The sequence below is a fragment of the Sphingomonas sp. PEI4 genome (genome assembly GCF_056679955.1).
In genome coordinates, this window is the sequence record NZ_CM155258.1 from 246,346 (window position 1) to 262,345 (window position 16,000).

General features: G+C 65.3%; 15 protein-coding genes, 1 tRNA gene and 1 pseudogene. 12 read left to right on the top strand and 5 right to left on the bottom strand.

The window, feature by feature from the left end; genetic code table 11:
- Positions 1 to 63: 63 nt before the first annotated feature.
- The 3 genes from AC1MLZ_RS01075 to serS are packed head-to-tail and all read right to left on the bottom strand — an operon-like array spanning position 64 to position 3,238.
- Positions 64 to 1,197 (bottom strand): peptidoglycan DD-metalloendopeptidase family protein, encoded by a 1,134-nt coding sequence (locus tag AC1MLZ_RS01075; protein WP_480960049.1) that lies wholly within the window; start codon positions 1,195 to 1,197, stop codon positions 64 to 66.
- Complete coding sequence (gene surE, locus AC1MLZ_RS01080; RefSeq protein ID WP_480960050.1) at positions 1,197 to 1,961, bottom strand: 5'/3'-nucleotidase SurE; 765 nt, start codon at positions 1,959 to 1,961, stop codon at positions 1,197 to 1,199. Before surE ends, AC1MLZ_RS01075 begins: the two co-directional genes overlap by 1 nt.
- Positions 1,961 to 3,238: a serine--tRNA ligase gene (gene serS / locus AC1MLZ_RS01085; protein ID WP_480960051.1), complete on the bottom strand. Its 1,278-nt coding sequence runs from the start codon at positions 3,236 to 3,238 to the stop codon at positions 1,961 to 1,963. Before serS ends, surE begins: the two co-directional genes overlap by 1 nt.
- Before the next feature lie 173 nt (positions 3,239 to 3,411).
- Between serS and AC1MLZ_RS01090 the strand changes: the two are divergent.
- The 5 genes and pseudogenes from AC1MLZ_RS01090 to AC1MLZ_RS01110 form a co-directional block, all read left to right on the top strand.
- A pseudogene (locus AC1MLZ_RS01090) lies at positions 3,412 to 3,465 on the top strand (hypothetical protein); the annotation flags it as partial.
- Positions 3,466 to 3,515: 50 nt separating this feature from the next.
- Positions 3,516 to 3,839, top strand: coding sequence for a hypothetical protein (locus AC1MLZ_RS01095; RefSeq protein ID WP_480960052.1), 324 nt, complete (start codon positions 3,516 to 3,518; stop codon positions 3,837 to 3,839).
- Between the two features lie 81 nt (positions 3,840 to 3,920).
- Positions 3,921 to 4,247, top strand: a complete 327-nt coding sequence (locus tag AC1MLZ_RS01100) for a hypothetical protein (protein ID WP_480960053.1) — start codon at positions 3,921 to 3,923, stop codon at positions 4,245 to 4,247.
- A 668-nt stretch (positions 4,248 to 4,915) separates the two neighbouring features.
- Positions 4,916 to 5,386: an RNA polymerase-binding protein DksA gene (gene dksA / locus AC1MLZ_RS01105; RefSeq protein ID WP_480960054.1), complete on the top strand. Its 471-nt coding sequence runs from the start codon at positions 4,916 to 4,918 to the stop codon at positions 5,384 to 5,386.
- 144 nt (positions 5,387 to 5,530) lie between these two features.
- Entirely contained in the window at positions 5,531 to 5,830 is a 300-nt protein-coding gene (locus AC1MLZ_RS01110) for a PilZ domain-containing protein (protein WP_480960055.1), read from the top strand.
- A gap of 140 nt (positions 5,831 to 5,970) precedes the next feature.
- On the opposite strand, the gene AC1MLZ_RS01115 is transcribed toward AC1MLZ_RS01110, so the two are convergent.
- Positions 5,971 to 6,126, bottom strand: coding sequence for a YdcH family protein (locus AC1MLZ_RS01115; protein ID WP_107962500.1), 156 nt, complete (start codon positions 6,124 to 6,126; stop codon positions 5,971 to 5,973).
- A gap of 252 nt (positions 6,127 to 6,378) precedes the next feature.
- Between AC1MLZ_RS01115 and AC1MLZ_RS01120 the strand changes: the two genes are divergently transcribed.
- Positions 6,379 to 6,540: a YdcH family protein gene (locus tag AC1MLZ_RS01120; protein ID WP_480960056.1), complete on the top strand. Its 162-nt coding sequence runs from the start codon at positions 6,379 to 6,381 to the stop codon at positions 6,538 to 6,540.
- Between the two features lie 114 nt (positions 6,541 to 6,654).
- Complete coding sequence (locus AC1MLZ_RS01125) at positions 6,655 to 7,116, top strand: DUF1465 family protein (RefSeq protein ID WP_480960057.1); 462 nt, start codon at positions 6,655 to 6,657, stop codon at positions 7,114 to 7,116.
- A gap of 101 nt (positions 7,117 to 7,217) precedes the next feature.
- Here AC1MLZ_RS01125 and AC1MLZ_RS01130 read toward each other — a convergent pair.
- Positions 7,218 to 7,294 (bottom strand) — tRNA-Pro (locus AC1MLZ_RS01130).
- Positions 7,295 to 7,416: 122 nt separating this feature from the next.
- Here AC1MLZ_RS01130 and lepA point away from each other — a divergent pair.
- From lepA to AC1MLZ_RS01155, 5 genes are all read left to right on the top strand, one after another.
- Positions 7,417 to 9,225, top strand: a complete 1,809-nt coding sequence (gene lepA, locus AC1MLZ_RS01135; RefSeq protein ID WP_480960058.1) for a translation elongation factor 4 — start codon at positions 7,417 to 7,419, stop codon at positions 9,223 to 9,225.
- Positions 9,226 to 9,380: 155 nt separating this feature from the next.
- Positions 9,381 to 9,569 carry a type II toxin-antitoxin system RelB family antitoxin gene (gene relB, locus AC1MLZ_RS01140; protein ID WP_480960059.1) on the top strand — a complete coding sequence of 63 codons (189 nt, stop codon included), beginning with the start codon at positions 9,381 to 9,383 and terminating at the stop codon, positions 9,567 to 9,569.
- A 41-nt stretch (positions 9,570 to 9,610) separates the two neighbouring features.
- Positions 9,611 to 9,838 (top strand): type II toxin-antitoxin system RelE/ParE family toxin, encoded by a 228-nt coding sequence (locus AC1MLZ_RS01145; RefSeq protein ID WP_480961433.1) that lies wholly within the window; start codon positions 9,611 to 9,613, stop codon positions 9,836 to 9,838.
- Positions 9,839 to 10,050: 212 nt separating this feature from the next.
- Positions 10,051 to 12,345 (top strand): TonB-dependent receptor, encoded by a 2,295-nt coding sequence (locus AC1MLZ_RS01150; protein WP_480961434.1) that lies wholly within the window; start codon positions 10,051 to 10,053, stop codon positions 12,343 to 12,345.
- Positions 12,346 to 12,594: 249 nt separating this feature from the next.
- The gene (locus AC1MLZ_RS01155; protein WP_480960060.1) at positions 12,595 to 15,963 is read left to right on the top strand and encodes a polysaccharide deacetylase family protein; all 3,369 of its coding nucleotides are present in this window, start codon (positions 12,595 to 12,597) and stop codon (positions 15,961 to 15,963) included.
- Positions 15,964 to 16,000 lie beyond the last annotated feature (37 nt).

Consider the following 16,000-nt stretch of genomic DNA (forward strand, 5'->3'; position numbering starts at 1 on the left):
TGGGGATATCCCAGCTTTCGCTAGGATGGCGGTGAAGGGGGAGGGGTAGGCGGTGGGGTGGATTCAGGTCCGCGGCAGTTGTGACGTCGGGTCCACCGGCGTCCGCCCCTTGCGGAGTTCGAAGTGCAGTTCCGGGCGGTCCGCAAACCCGGTGTCGCCCGACAACGCGACCGTCTGCCCACGCTTCACACTCTGCCCGCGTTGGACGAGGAGTTTCGAGGCGTGGCCGTAGACGCTCGTCCAGCCGCCGCCGTGCTTGATGATAACCAGCCCGCCCAGCGCGGCGATGCCGTCGCCGACATACGCGACCACGCCGTCCGCCGCCGCATGAATCGGCGTCGCGATCGGAACCGCGATCTTGATGCCATCATTGCGCTCGCCGCTCGCGCCGTGACCGAAGCGTTTCACGACCTTGCCGTCGACCGGCCACAGGAACCCGCCGCTCGCCAGACGCGCCGGCCCGGTGACGACCGCGTTGGACGGGAGCACGCGGCGCGGCGTCGCGATCGGTTTCGCCGGCGCCTGGTTGCTGGCCAGCGCGGGCTCGCCGCCGGTCAGGATGTCGTCGATGTCCAGCGTGAAGGCCTGCGCGCGTTCGGAGGCGCTCGCGCTGCCACCGCTGCCCCCGCCGGGGATCTGGATGCGCTGGTCGGCGCGCAGCACATACGGTTCGACGAGCGCGTTGGCAGCGACGATCCGCGACCATTCGACGCCGTACGCGCGGGCGATCGCGATGCCCGTCTCGCCGCGACGGACCTGGTGATAGCGACCGCCGGGAATGGTCAACCGCTGGCCGGCGCGGATCGCATAGGGCGATTCGAGGTCATTCGCGCGCGCAATCGCTTCGAGGCTCGCACCGCTGCGATCGACCACGCGGCTCAGCGTATCGCCGGGCCGGACGACATAGGTCGAGTCGGCAATCGTCTTCGCATCGGCGCTGACGGGCCGCGCCTCCCAGGCGGGGCGCGGGGCGGGCAGGGTGGTCACCTCGCCGGTATCGCGTCCGGGAATGTTCTGCGGCGGTCTGTCTCCGCGCGGCATATCCGCGCGCGCGCGCGGCGGATCGTTGCGGCGGGGGGAGGGACCGCGGTACGGGCGCTGCGGCGCGTTACCGTAGCCGGCGGGACGATCGACGTGCGGAATGCACGCGGTCAGTCCGAGCGTCGCCAGCGAAACCAGGACGCCCGCACGCCGCATCAACGATAGGCCTGCGCGAGCATATCCATCGATTCGAAATGCGTCAGGTCGAGGTGCAGCGGCGTGACCGACACATACCCCGCCGCCGTCGCTTCGAGGTCCGTCGCGTGCGCCGGCGTCTCGACGGTCCGGCCAAGCGCAAACCAGTGATACTCGTACCCACGTGGATCGACGTTGCTGACGATCTGCAACCGACCATAATCGCGCAGGCCCTGACCAACGACGCGCACGCCCTTCACCGCATCGGCTGGCCCGGCGGGAAAGTTGATGTTGACCAGCGTTCGCGGGGCAAGGGGCGCGTCGACCAGTGGCCGCAACACGCGCTCGCCCCAGGCCGCCGCCGCCTCGAACGGTACGCTGTCACCCATCCCCTCGCGGCTGTAGATCTGGCTCAGCGCGATCGATCGGATACCGCCCAGCGCTCCCTCCATCGCCGCCGAGACGGTGCCCGAATAGGTCACGTCCTCGGCCAGGTTCGCACCGCGATTGACGCCCGACAGGATCAGGTCGGGCGGACAATCCTTCATGATCTTGGCAAGCGCCATCATCACCGCGTCGGTCGGCGTGCCGGCGACGGCGTAGCGCTTCTCGCCGTGCTTCCGCACACGTATCGGCCGTGAGAGCGTCAGCGAATGCCCCGCGCCCGACTGTTCCTCGGCTGGTGCGACGACCCAGACATCGTCGGACAACGTCCGGGCTATCGTCTCGAGCACCTTCAGGCCGGGGGCGTAATAGCCGTCGTCGTTGGTCAGCAGGATCCGCATCAGCGTCTAGGCTCCAAAAGTGTAAGTCCGCCGAGATACGGCTGGAGCACGGCGGGCACGGCGACCGAGCCGTCCTCCTGCTGATAATTCTCCAGCACCGCGACGAGCGTTCGCCCGACCGCCAGTGCGGAGCCGTTGAGCGTGTGGACGAACCGCGTGCCCTTCTCGCCCTCGGGCCGATAGCGCGCGTTCATCCGCCGCGCCTGGAAATCCGTGCAGGTCGAGACGCTGCTGATCTCACGATAGCGCGCCTGGCCCGGCAGCCAGACTTCGAGATCGTAGGTGCGTGCCGCGGTGAAACCCATGTCGCCGGTGCATAGGAGCATCCGCCTGAACGGTAGCTGCAACGCGTCGAGCACGCCCTCCGCGCATGCCGTCATCCGCTCGTGCTCGGCCTCGGACATGTCGGGGGTGACGATCGAGACCATCTCGACCTTGTCGAACTGATGCTGGCGGATATAGCCGCGCGTATCGCGCCCCGCCGCGCCCGCCTCGGACCGGAAGCACGGCGTCAGCGCAGTGAAGCGCAGTGGCAGTTCGCCCTCGGCCAGTATCTGTTCGCGAACGATGTTGGTCAGGCTCACCTCCGCGGTCGGGATCAGCCAGCGGCCGTCGGTGGTGCGGAACAGATCTTCCGAGAATTTCGGCAACTGGCCGGTGCCGAACACGGCCTCGTCGCGGACGAGCAGCGGCGGCGACACCTGCTCGAAGCCCGCGTCGGCGACATGATCCAGCATGAACTGCCCGAGCGCGCGTTGCAGCTTTGCGGCAGGCCCGCGAACCAGCGTGAAGCGCGCGCCGGACATCGCGGCGCCGGTCTCGAAATCGAGGCCGAGGGCAGGGCCGATCGCGTCGTGCTCGCGGGCGGTGAACGCAAAGGTCGTGGGCGTACCACGGGTGTGGACGAGCGCATTGTCGTCCTCGCCGCCGCCCTCGGGCACGTCTGCGGCGGGAAGGTTGGGGATCGCCGCCAGCATGTCGCCGAGTTCGCCACTCAGCCGCGCCTCGTCCGCTTCCAGCGCCGGCAGCGCCTCCTTCAAGCTCGCGACTTCGGCCATCAGCGCCTGCGCCTTGGCCTCGTCTTTCTGCGCCTTGGCCTGGCCGATCGCCTTCGAGAGTTCGTTGCGGCGGGTCTGCGCGGTCTGCGAGTTCGCGATCGTCGCGCGGCGCTGCTCGTCGAGCGTCACGAGCGAGGTGGACTGCGGTGCGACACCCCGCTTGGCGAGGGCGGCGTCGAAGGCGGCGGGATCGTCGCGGATCAGGCGTATGTCGTGCATGGCTGGGCTATGCCGATGGCCGGGGGCGTACGCAAGGCGGCGCAACCGCCCCGGCACGCGGCGCGTCACCCCGCATACGCAGAGCGAAAAGGAGAAACCTGCATGCATCTTCCCCACAACCCCGTCGTGCTCGTTAGGAAGTCAGCAGCCGCCTCAAGGGTGAACTCGACAAGGACCTGACCGGCCATCCGATCAAGGACATCGAGAAGGCGCTGAAGAACGCCTGACCACAAATACAAAAAAGGCCCCGTCGGGATATCCGGCGGGGCCTTTTCCTATGCGGTATTCGAATGCCTACGCGGCAACCGCCTTCGGCGTGGTGAAGCGCTTGCGTGCTACCAGTGCCGCCGCCGCCGCACCGAACAGCAACACCATCGGCGGCGCAGGAACGGGCGCAGGTGGCCCTCCGCTCGATCCCGTGCTGCCGCTCGAACTGGCGCTGCTGGCGCTGCTGGCACTACTCGCGCTCGATCCGCTCGAGCTGCCCGACGACGCGCTGCTGCCCGACGAAGCCGAGCTTCCCGATGATCCGTTGGAACTCCATCCACCGGTCGAGTTCCAGCCGCCGCTCGATCCCCACCCCTTGCTGCTCGATCCATAGCCCGACGAACTGCCGCTGCTGGCCGACGATGCCGAAGACGCAGACGAAGCCGATGACGCACTGCTCGACGCGGACGATACGTTGCCGCTCGACGAGGAGGACACGTTCCCGCTGGAACCGCCGGACGACGACGTGCTCGAAATTTCAGCGCCGCCCGTGCTCGTGGATGAGCCGCCCGCGCTGGTAGAAGAACCGCCGGTGCTGGTCGACGATCCGCCGGTCGACGTCGATCCACCGCTCGACGTCGACGAAATCACGACGCTGCCGCCCGATCCACCGCTTCCCCCGAAGCCGCCACCAAAGCCCCCGCCAAAACCGCCACCGAAAAAGCCGCCGCTGCCGCCGACCACGACGGGATCGCCGCCACCGCCGCTGCCGACCGGACCTGCACCGCCGCCACCGAGATAGCCGTCACCGACTGGCGCTGGCGCCGCATTGGCGACGGTTACGACGGTCGGCGCGCAGGTCGTGCGTGTCGTCGTGGTGACGCGGCGAACGCGGGGCCGCGATACGGCGGCGACCTGCGGTCGGGCGACCCGCTTGACGAGAACGCGCTTGGCGTTCGCGGTTCGCGCCGGGCGTTCGGCGACATGCACGGCGCCACCACCGATCAGGGCACCCCCGCATGCGCACGCGCACAATTTGGCCAAGGCCATCCGCACCGACATATCGTTTCTCTCTCGTTGCCGGCACCCTCGTGTTGCCGGATCCCCGTCTGCAGCATTGGAATACCGCTATCTCACTAACTGCAAAACAAAGCATTAAGTGCAAGCACGTTAACCATATCCGGGATGGTTAAAAGACGATTTACGCGGCGGTGAACAGCCAGCTTAGCCTTAACGTGCCGGGCTGGGACACAATGTCGGCTGTGCCTGGACCAATCGACGAATCCGATGCGGTCGGACCCCGCGAAATCCCGTCAGCGATCCTTGCAACAAAATGTCGGATCGACAATCGAATGCGCAAGTCCTGTCGCTTGTGGTTGCCATCGCCTGTGACTATACGCGCATTCACCATTTGGGGGCGGCTCCCGGAAATCAGCGAGGCTGATACGACGGAACCAGAGGGAGAGTGGTATGGCGACCGTTATGAATCGTATGGACGATACCGGGACTATCAACCGAAACGCCGCTAACGACAGCGACGACGAGGGCTATCGGCCCGATGTCGACGAACCCTTCATGAGCTTGAGGCAGCAGGCGTATTTCCGTCGCAAGCTGCAGGCCTGGAAGGAAGCGATCCTGCGGGAGTCGCTGGAAACGCTGTCGCAGTTGCAGGTGGATTCGTTGCGCGAGGCCGACCTCACCGATCGCGCGTCGAGCGAGACCGACTGGTCGATCGAACTGCGCACCCGCGATCGCCAGCGCAAGCTGGTATCGAAGATCGAGGCGGCGATTCGCCGAATCGACGAGGGTGAATACGGCTATTGCGAAGTAACCGGAGAGCCGATCAGCCTGGCACGGCTCGAGGCCCGGCCGATCGCGACCATGACGGTCGAAGCGCAGGAACGTCACGAGCGCAACGAGAAGGTCTCGCGCGAGGATTGACATCGGGCGCTGTTCAGGCGCCGGCTTTCCAGGCTATGCACTGGACGAACGGCCGGCGTGGTGTAGCGAAGGGCTGCGCCTCAGGGTCGCGGATGGGCCAATCATGCGACGATCAGTTTTTGTGCAACCGGACGGGGCGGTACAGTGACCGCCGACGCGCCGAGCAAGCGGGCGGGGACGCGCGACAGCCTGTTCCTTACTGCGCTCATGCGCCTGGGTAGCGAAACGCGTCTTCGCGAGGTGCGCGTCCGGAACCTGTCCGAGGGCGGGCTCATGGTGGAATTGGCCAAGGTCGCCGAAGTCGGCACGCCGGTTGCGCTCGAATTGCGCGGGATCGGTGATGTTGCGGGCAAGGTGGCGTGGTGCACCGCAGGGCGCATGGGCATCGCGCTCGATTCGCCGATCGATCCGAAACTCGCGCGTAAGCCGGTGAGTGGCGTCTAGACCGGTAATCGACGCTGCCGCATCTACCTTTTCCAACACGGCGGCGGCGCGCTAGGTCACGAGCAGGGCGATTACGCGCGGGATTGCGACGGACAGGCTGTGGCCCCCCGGACCGAATCCGGGGAGCGATTACGCCATTATTACAGGCTGACGATCTCTTCCTTCAGTCGCAGCTTCTGTTTCTTCAGTCCGGCGAGGATGGTCGCATCGGGCATGGGCCGGTGAGTCTCGTCGGCGATCCGCCGATCGAGCACGGCGTGCTTGGTTTCCAGAGCTGTCTGATGCGTCGTCTGCACGGTGGGATACCTCCTGCATTCGGGTTGGGGAATTGAGTAAACCACTCCGTCACGAAAATGTCTTCATCGGAAACCGACCAAATCGATTGAATGAGCGATTTGGCACGACGGACCGATGGCGGTGCATGATGGCAGTTGCCTGTGTTGGTTTCCTGCTCGCGCGCGGCGCTGCATTTGCTAAGGACGCCGGATATGGCGACATGACCCGGGGGACGAGTGGAAGACGCGCAAACCAGAGTTCGATTGGACGGGATGCGGATCGAGCATCGTGATCTCGATGACGCGATCGCCGCGCTCGCGATGGTGCCGACTCATGACCAGTTGCAGATGGCTCGCCTCAAGAAGCGCAAACTCCGGTTGCGCGACGAGATCGCGTCGCTGGAGGATCTGCTGATCCCGGACATCATCGCCTGAACTCGCTGGACTAGCACGAAATTCGATCGAGTTGCCCGTTTCGGGACAGATCGTGGTTACCAGCATGTTTACCCTATTGGGCAGGCATGGGGTGGTGTGGCATCTGGTCGATCGATGACCCAGGCCGGACACGAATTGCGGATGCAGCGCCGCTTGACCGACACGCTTTACAGCGAGGCGATGCTGCTGGCCGATGAGGCTCGCACGTATTTCGACGAGGTGGGAAGGATGGAGCGTGAGGCGCTCGATCCGTTGATCCGGGTGAGCTTCAGCTGCGAATCATTGAAGGTGACCACCCGCCTGATGCACATCATCGCATGGTTGCTGACCCAGCGAGCGGTGCAGACCGGCGAGCTTCGGGCATGCGACGCGCTCGATCCGATGCGGCGACTGGGCGATGCACCGGTTACCGATGAAATCCTGCTCGATCTGCTGCCGGCGCGCGCGCGCCGGCTGATTGAATCCAGCGCCGATCTTCATCGCCGGGTGGCGTTGCTGGATACCGCGCAAGGCATGCCGGATGCGATCGCCAGCCCGGCTCTTTCGTTACAGAGGCGGATTGCCGGCGCGTTCTAGCTGGCGCGCGCCTCCGCTGACACGCGAAGTTGCGATCGGGTAGCCGATCGCCACAAATTTCAATTCGGGGAAAACGCGGCAGGAATCCGCGAAATCGGCAATGGTCGGGGCGATAGGATTCGAACCTACGACCCCTGGACCCCGAGACCAGTGCGCTACCAGACTGCGCCACGCCCCGACAACATTGCCGGTGAGCCCCCTAGCCGCGACATGGGGTCCGATCAAGACAATTATGGAGTGTCCCGTTTGGAGTGTCGGGGCGATCTATCCCCCGCGCGGCGTCACTGCTAGGAGCGCGCCATGACTCCGCTCGACCGCATCCGCAATTTTTCCATCATCGCCCATATCGACCATGGCAAGTCGACGCTCGCCGACCGGCTGATCCAGGAAACTGGCGGCCTGACCGCGCGCGAAATGTCCGAGCAGGTGCTCGACAACATGGACATCGAGAAGGAACGCGGGATCACGATCAAGGCGCAGACCGTGCGGCTTGCGTATCACGCGAAGAACGGTCTGGATTACGTCCTCAACCTGATGGACACGCCGGGGCATGTCGACTTCGCCTATGAAGTCAGCCGCAGCCTGGCGGCGTGCGAGGGCGCGCTGCTGGTGGTCGATGCCGCGCAGGGCGTCGAGGCGCAGACGCTGGCGAACGTCTATCAGTCGATCGAGCACGACCATGAGATCGTGCCGGTCATCAACAAGATCGATCTGCCCGCCGCCGAGCCCGAGAAGGTTCGCAAGGAAATCGAGGACGTGATCGGCATCGACGCGTCCGAGGCGGTGCTCGCGTCGGCGAAGTCGGGGATCGGCATCGTCGAGATACTCGAGGCGATCGTCACCAAGATCCCGCCCCCTAAGGGCGATCCCGAGGCGCCGCTGAAGGCTATGTTGGTCGACAGCTGGTACGATCCGTATCTCGGCGTCGTCATCCTGGTGCGCGTGATCGACGGGGTCCTCAAGAAGGGCCAGCAGATCAAGTTCATGCAGACCGGCACGATGCATCTGGTCGACCGGGTCGGCTGTTTCCGCCCGAAGATCGAGCAGCTGACCGAACTCGGCACCGGCGAGATGGGCTTCATCACCGCGCAGATCAAAGAGGTCGCGCAAACGCGGGTCGGCGACACCATCACCGACGCGAAGCGGCCTGCGCTGGAGGCTCTGGCGGGCTTTAAGGAAGTCCAGCCGGTGGTGTTCTGCGGCATGTTCCCGGTCGATGCCGCCGAGTTCGAGAAGCTGCGCGAGAGCATCTCGAAGTTGCGGTTGAACGATGCAAGCTTCACGTTCGAAATGGAAACGTCCGCGGCGCTGGGCTTCGGCTTCCGTTGCGGGTTCCTCGGATTGTTGCATCTGGAGATCATCCAGGAGCGTCTCACGCGCGAGTACGACCTGGACCTCATCACGACCGCGCCGTCGGTGGTGTACGAGATCGAGTTGGCGCATAACGGCGGTCATCTCGAACTGCACAATCCGGCCGACATGCCCGACCCGACGAAGATCGCGTCGATCGCCGAGCCGTGGATCGAGGCGACGATCTACGTCCCCGACGAATATCTCGGCAGCATCCTGAAGCTCTGCCAGGATCGCCGCGGCATCCAGAAGAACCTGACCTATGTCGGCGGCCGCGCGCAGGCGACCTACGAACTCCCCCTGAACGAAGTTGTCTTTGATTTCTACGACCGCCTGAAGTCGCTGTCGAAGGGCTATGCGAGCTTCGATTATCACCAGATCGGCTACCGCGAGGGCGACCTCGTCAAGATGGGCATCCTGGTCAACGAAGAGCCGGTCGACGCGCTGAGCATGATCGTCCACCGTGGCACCGCCGAAGTGCGCGGCCGCGGCATGGTCGAGCGGCTCAAGGAACTGATCCCGCGCCACCTGTTCAAGATCCCGATCCAGGCGGCGATCGGCGGCAAGGTGATCGCGCGCGAGACGATCAGCGCGATGCGCAAGGACGTGACCGCCAAATGCTATGGCGGCGACGCCAGCCGCAAGAAGAAGCTTCTGGAGAAGCAGAAGAAGGGCAAGCTGAAGATGCGCGAATACGGCTCGGTCAGTATCCCGCAAGAGGCGTTCATCGCCGCGCTGAGGATGGGCGACGACGCGTAGGCGCCCAAGGCTAAGCGGCGCAGCGGCTTAGCCGAGGCCAGCGCCAAGCCGGACGGCGACCGACCGAGCGCGCACTCGGTCGTGTCGTCCGACGACGCGGCTTTGCCGCGGCGCGACTGCATTGCTTTCGGCAGTAACAAGCCTAAACTCGCCTAATGGCGCAAGTCTCATCAAAACCTCTTGAGTCCGAGTCCCCGATCTCAGCAGAAGCCTATGATCGCTGGCTGCGCGAAAAGGTCGCGCGGTCGTTGGCAGATCCTCGTCCGTCGATTGCGCACGAAGATGCCGTTGCCGCGATAAGATTGGTCTTGGGCTCTGCCGATCGATCAGGCGGAGATCGCTGAAGCTGATCTGGCGCCCCGAAGCGGTCGAGGATGCCTCCACGATTCTAGGTTACGTCGCCGATCGAAATATGGGCGCAGCACTGCGCCTTGCGACATCGATCGAGGCATGCGCGCACCGTCTCGTCGATCATCCGTTCATGTACCGGCCGGGCAGGGCCGACGGCACGCGCGAAGCTGTCGTCCAGCCTAACTATCTTCTGATCTATCGCATCGCCTTGGACACGGTCGAGATCGTCAACGTCGTGCATGCGCGTCGGGATTACCCGTAACTTCCTTCACCAACTGTCATCATACCAACACAATCCCCGCCTAACCGCCGGCTCGGGGAGTGAGCGTCGCGAGGCGTCGTCGGGCCGTCCGGGAGGGTGGTCGAGGGCGAGCCGCGACGTTTGTATTTTGGGATGTGTGGCCGGTCGTCAGGGACGCCGCCGCATTATTGGGGAATGTCATTTTGAAGATTTCGGTCGTTAAGTCGGCGCTGATGCTCGGCGTCGCGTTGGGTTCCGTGCTGTGTGGTTCGGCCGCGTTCGCGCAAGACGCTGCGCCCGTCCAGACGCAGGCTGCACCCGAGGAAGGTCTCGGCGACATCGTCGTCACCGCCGAGCGTCGGTCCGAGAACCTTCAGAAGGTGCCGCTGTCGGTCGGCGTCGCGTCGGGCGATGCGCTGCGCACCTACACGTCGGGCGGCGACGATACGCTGCTCGCGCTGTCGGGTCGGGTGCCCGGCCTGTATGTCGAATCGACCACCGGCCGCATCTTTCCGCGCTTCTACATCCGCGGTCTCGGCAACATCGATTTCTATCTCGGTGCATCGCAGCCGGTCACGATCATCCAGGACGACGTGATCCTCGAGCATGTCGTGCTCAAGTCGAACCCGGTGTTCGACGTCCGCCAGGTCGAAGTGCTGCGCGGTCCGCAAGGGTCGCTGTTCGGGCGCAACACCACCGCCGGCATCATCAAGTTCGACACGATCAAGCCGAGCAACGATTTCGAGAGCCGCGCGTCCGCGTCGGTCGGCTCCTATAACAGCGTCAACCTGGACGCTGGCGTCGGTGGCCCGCTGATCAAGGACCTTCTGTCGATCCGCCTCTCGACGCTGATCCAGCACCGCGAGAACTATGTCGACAACCGGTTCGCCGGCGTCAGTGCGGACAACACCGCGACGCCGCGCAAGGACGCGATGGGCGGCTTCGACGACCGCAACGTCCGTGTGCAACTCGCGCTGACCCCCGGCGAGCGCTTCACGCTCGACCTGTCGGGCCATGCGCGCTGGTATGACGGCACCTCGACGCTGTTCCACCGCGGCGCGCTGAAGAAGGGTTCGAACGACGTGTCGGCCGAGCCGCGCAACGTGGTTTCTTACGACGAAGCGAACGACAACCCGCAGAGCTACAACACCTATGGCGGCTCGGTCCGCGCCACCTACGATTTCGGTCCGGCCGCGCTGACCTCGATCACCGCGTACGAGACGACGTCGGGCTTCAGCCGCGGCGACACCGATGGCGGTGCGGGCGCGAACTTCCCGGTTGGCGGTCAGCCGAACGGCTTCGGCCAGTCGCAGGGCCAGATCCGCGATCTCGATCAGTGGTCGCAGGAAGTCCGGCTTGCGGGCACCCCCGGCGGCCGTTTCAACTGGCAGGTCGGCGGCCTGTATTTCGACACCCGCGACATCACCGATTTCTACCAGCGCGGGGTTTTCCTGACGACGGCGGCGCGCAACCCCAACAACTGGGTTCGGCTGCACAACGTCAACACGTCCTGGGCCGGCTTCGGGCAGCTCAGCTATGAGCTGGTCGACAGGCTGACGCTGACCGTCGGCGGTCGCATCACCGAGGACAAGAAGCGTACGCAGCTGCTCAAGACCGCGGACACGGCGGCGGGCGTCGTCACGTATCGCGGCCGAACCGACGTCACGCTGAAGTCGACCAAGCCGAGCTGGGATGCGAGCATCCTGTATCAGGCGACCCCCGACATCAGCCTGTATTCGCGCGTCGCCCAGGGCTTCCGCGGACCGACGATCCAGGGACGTTCGGCAGTGTTCAACTCCGACTTCTCGACCGCGAACTCCGAGACGATCCTGTCGTGGGAGACGGGAATCAAGACGCGCCTGTTCGACAATACGCTGAGCCTCAACGCCACGGTGTTCGGCTACCGCGTCAACGACATCCAGCTCAACGGCAACGACGTCAACGGCAACGGCATCCTGTTCAACGGCAACAAGGCCGAGGCGTACGGCATGGAAGCCGAAGCCAATTGGAAGCCCGTCCCGAACCTCACGCTGGGTGCGGGGCTGAGCCTGCTCCACAGCGCGATCCGCGACAAGACGACCGAGGTGCAGATCTGCGCGCTCAACAACGTCGTGGTCTGCACGCCGTCTGCTCCCGTTCGCGCGGTGCCCGGTGCGTTCGGGACGACGTATCTGGTGAAAATCAACGGCGAGCCACTGCCGAATGCGCCTGAGTATAATGTCGACCTTACCGCGCGCTACGACCAGCCGCTCGGCAATGGCGGTCGCGCGTTCATCGCGGGCGACTTCAACATCCAGGGCTATACGCAGTTCGTGCTGTACAAGACCAAGGAGTTCACCGCGAACGGCAACTTCGAGGGCGGGCTGAAGATCGGCTATGCCGCGCCCGACGATGCGTATGAGTTCGCGGTATTCGCGCGCAACATCACGGGCGAGAAGAACCTCAAGGGCGTGATCGAGAACTACATGGCAGCGGTGTTCAACGAACCCCGGATCATCGGCGTGTCGCTGAGCGGCAAGTTTCGCTGATCTGACCTTCCCCCCTCCCGCAAGCGGGAGGGGTTGGGGGTGGGCTCGCGCTGTCACTAGGCGCAGCACACGTTCTGGCCGGGCGCCCACCCCTCGGTCCCCTCCCGCTTGCGGGAGGGGATGCAGTGAAATTCGCGTCCCTACCTGACGCCCGCGTGACGCATTTGTCAGGAGCGCCCGCGCGAACGGCAATGTAGCGAAACATTGCGGCGAGTTGCCGTTTTCCTTCGGCCGGTTGATATTCGCTCCATGTCGCTCAATCCCGTATTCTACGATGCAAGCGGCCGCCGGCGTCGGCGCTTTACCTTCGGCGTCGCAGCGTTCATCGCCCTGCTGCTGCTGTCGATCGCTGTGTTTGCCGTCTCGATCGGCGCGGTGCCGACTGCGCCGTTGCTGCCGATCGAGCCCGAGCATCCCGCGCTTCACAAGCTCCCCGCACCGCGCGGCGGCATCCTCCGCGAGACCCGGCGCGATCTGGATTACTACGCCAAGCAGTTGTTCGGGACGAGTGCGGCGAAGCCCGGTGTCGGCAATGGCGCGAGCCCGCCGCTCGCGATCGCCTTCCACGCGCCGTGGGATCAAGCAAGCACGGCCAGCCTCGCGCGGCACGTCGAACAGCTCGACTGGCTGATCCCCGGCTGGGTCTCGATCACCGGCAAGGACCACAAGATCACGGTCTTCCGTGACCAGGCCGGTCGCGACATCCTCAACAAGGCAGTCCACCGTCCGGTGATCCTGCCGATGGTGCAGAACGCGGTCGATGGGAACTGGGACGGGGCAGGCAGTGCCGCGTTGTTCGCGGACCGGAAGGCTCGCGGCGCATTCCTGGACAAGCTGGTGCCGTTCCTCAGCGCGAACCATGCTGGCGGCGTGTTCTACGATTTCGAGGATCTGCCCGCGGCGGCGCAACCCAACTACCGGGCCTTCCTTGCCGAGACACGCGCGCGGTTTGCGCCCCGCGGCTGGGCCGTCGCGATCGCGGCGCCGGTCGCCAATCCCGACTGGAACCTGCCGGCCTATGCCAAGGTGACCGACAAGGTCTTCCTGATGGCGTATGACGAGCACGAGACGAGCGGCGCGCCGGGGCCGATCGCGTCGCAGCGCTGGTTCGCGCGGATGGTCGCCGACGCGGCGCGTGGCATTCCGCCCGCCAAGCTGGTCGTCGCGATCGGCTCGTACGCATACGACTGGCACGCCGGTGCCGAGAGCGGCAACGGCGACGCGCTGGACGTCGAGGAAGCGTGGCAGAACGCCGCGGACTCCGGCACGGTGCCGACCTTCGACAAGGCCAGCGGCAACAGCAGCTTTGCCTATTCCGAGGGCGGCGTTCAGCATCAGGTCTGGCTGCTCGACGCGGCGTCGGCGTATAACCAGATCGCGTTCCTGCAAAAGGCCGGCCTTGGGAGCGTCGCGCTGTGGCGTCTCGGCTCCGAGGATCCAGGCCTTTGGTCGATCTGGGGCCGCAATCATCGCAGGCTGCCGGTGCCCGCCGCGATCGACGCGATGCCGGCGGGTACCAACGTCGATATCGAGGGCAGCGGCGAGATCCTGAAGATCGCCGCCGAACCCGTCACCGGCATTCGCGATACCGTGCTGGCTAAGGAGGGCACGATCGCCGACGTCGTCTTCAAGCGGATGCCGTCACCCTATGTCGTGGTGCGGACCGGCTATCGTCCCAAGCAGCTCGCGTTGACGTTCGACGACGGGCCCGATCCCGAATGGACGCCGCAAATCCTGGAGATCCTGAAGCGTGAACATGCGCCGGCGACGTTCTTCGTGATCGGCGAGAATGCGCTGACGGAACGGCCGCTGCTCCAGCGGATGGTCGATGAAGGGCATGAGATCGGCAGCCACACCTATACGCATCCGAACCTCGCCAACGTCTCGCCCCGGCAGGTGAAGTATGAGCTGAACACCACGCAGCGCCTGTTCCAGGCGTTCACCGGGCGTTCGCTCCGCCTGTTCCGCGCACCCTATTTCGGCGATGCCGAGCCGAGCACCGCGGACGAGATCGTACCGGCGCTCGAAGCGCAGCAGCGCGGCTATATCTCGGTCGGCCTCCACGTCGATCCCGATGACTGGAAGCGGCCGGGCGTGCAGGCGATCATCGACCGGACGATTGCAGGGGTCGAGGCGGGCAACCCGGACCGCAGCGGCAACGTCATCCTGCTCCACGATGCGGGCGGCAACCGCGCGCAGACCGTCGCCGCGCTGCCGATCATCATCGAGCGGCTGCGCGCCAAGGGGTACAGCTTCGTCCCCGTATCGACGCTTGCCGGCCTGTCTCGCGATGCGGCGATGCCCGTCATCTCGTCGAGCGACCGCGTCGCGGCGGTGGCCGATCTCGCGCTGTTCAGCACGCTTGGCGGGATCGTCGTCGCGCTCCGCTGGATCTTCGGGATCGCGATCACGATCGGCATCCTGCGCGCGCTGGCCTTGTCGGCGCTCGCGCTGATCCAGGCGCGTCGCGAGTTGAAGACGGTGTTCCCGGCGATCGATCCCTCGCGGTTCGTGACGGTGATGATCCCCGCGTTCAACGAGGAGCGCGTGATCGTCCGTGCGGTGCAGGGCGTGCTGGCCTCCGCCGACGTCGCGATCGAGGTGATCGTGATCGACGACGGCTCGAGCGACCGCACCAGCGGCGTCGTGTCGGAGGCGTTCGCGGGTGACGACCGTGTCCGCCTGCTGACGCTGGAGAACGGGGGGAAAGCGCGTGCGCTCAACCGCGGGCTCGAGCTGGCGCGCGGCGAGATCGTGATCGCGCTCGATGCCGATACCCAGTTCGAGCCGATGACCATCGCCCGGCTTGCGCGGTGGTTCGACGATCCGAAGCTCGGTGCGGTCGCGGGCAATGCCAAGGTCGGCAATCGCGTCAACCTGATCACCAAATGGCAGGCACTCGAATACATCACGGCGCAGAATCTCGAACGGCGTGCGCTCGCACGGCTGAACGCGATGACGGTCGTGCCCGGCGCGGTCGGTGCGTGGCGGCTGGAGGCCATCCGCAGCGTCGGCGGCTATCCCGACGATACGCTCGCCGAGGATCAGGACCTGACCATCGCGATCCAGCGGCACGGCTGGACGGTGCAATACGACCAGTTCGCGATCGCCTGGACCGAGGCGCCCGAGACGATGCGTGCGCTCGCCAAGCAGCGCTTCCGCTGGGCGTTCGGGACGTTGCAGTGTCTCTACAAGCACCGCTCGGCGATCGGTCGTTCGCAGCCGCGCGGGCTTGGCTGGGTCGGGTTGCCGCAGGCGATCGTGTTCCAGATCGTGCTCGCCTCGATCTCGCCGATCATCGATCTCGCGCTGCTGGTCAGCTTCGCGTCGACCTATCTCGCGGTGCAGGCGCATGGCTGGGAACAGACCAGCCACGACGTCTATACGATGCTCGCCTATTGGCTGATCTTCACCGCGATCGACGTGCTTGCCGCCACGATCGCGTTCGCGCTCGAGCGCAAGGAACGCTGGCGGCTGCTCTGGCTGCTGATCCCGCAGCGCATCGGCTACCGTCAGGTGATGTACTACGTCGTGCTGAAGGCGATCGCGCAGGCGCTCCGTGGGCCGCTGGTCGGCTGGGGTAAGCTGGCGCGTACCGGGCGAGTGACAACGAACTGACGTGCAACGCTTCGGTGGCTATGGCGTTATGGTGTGC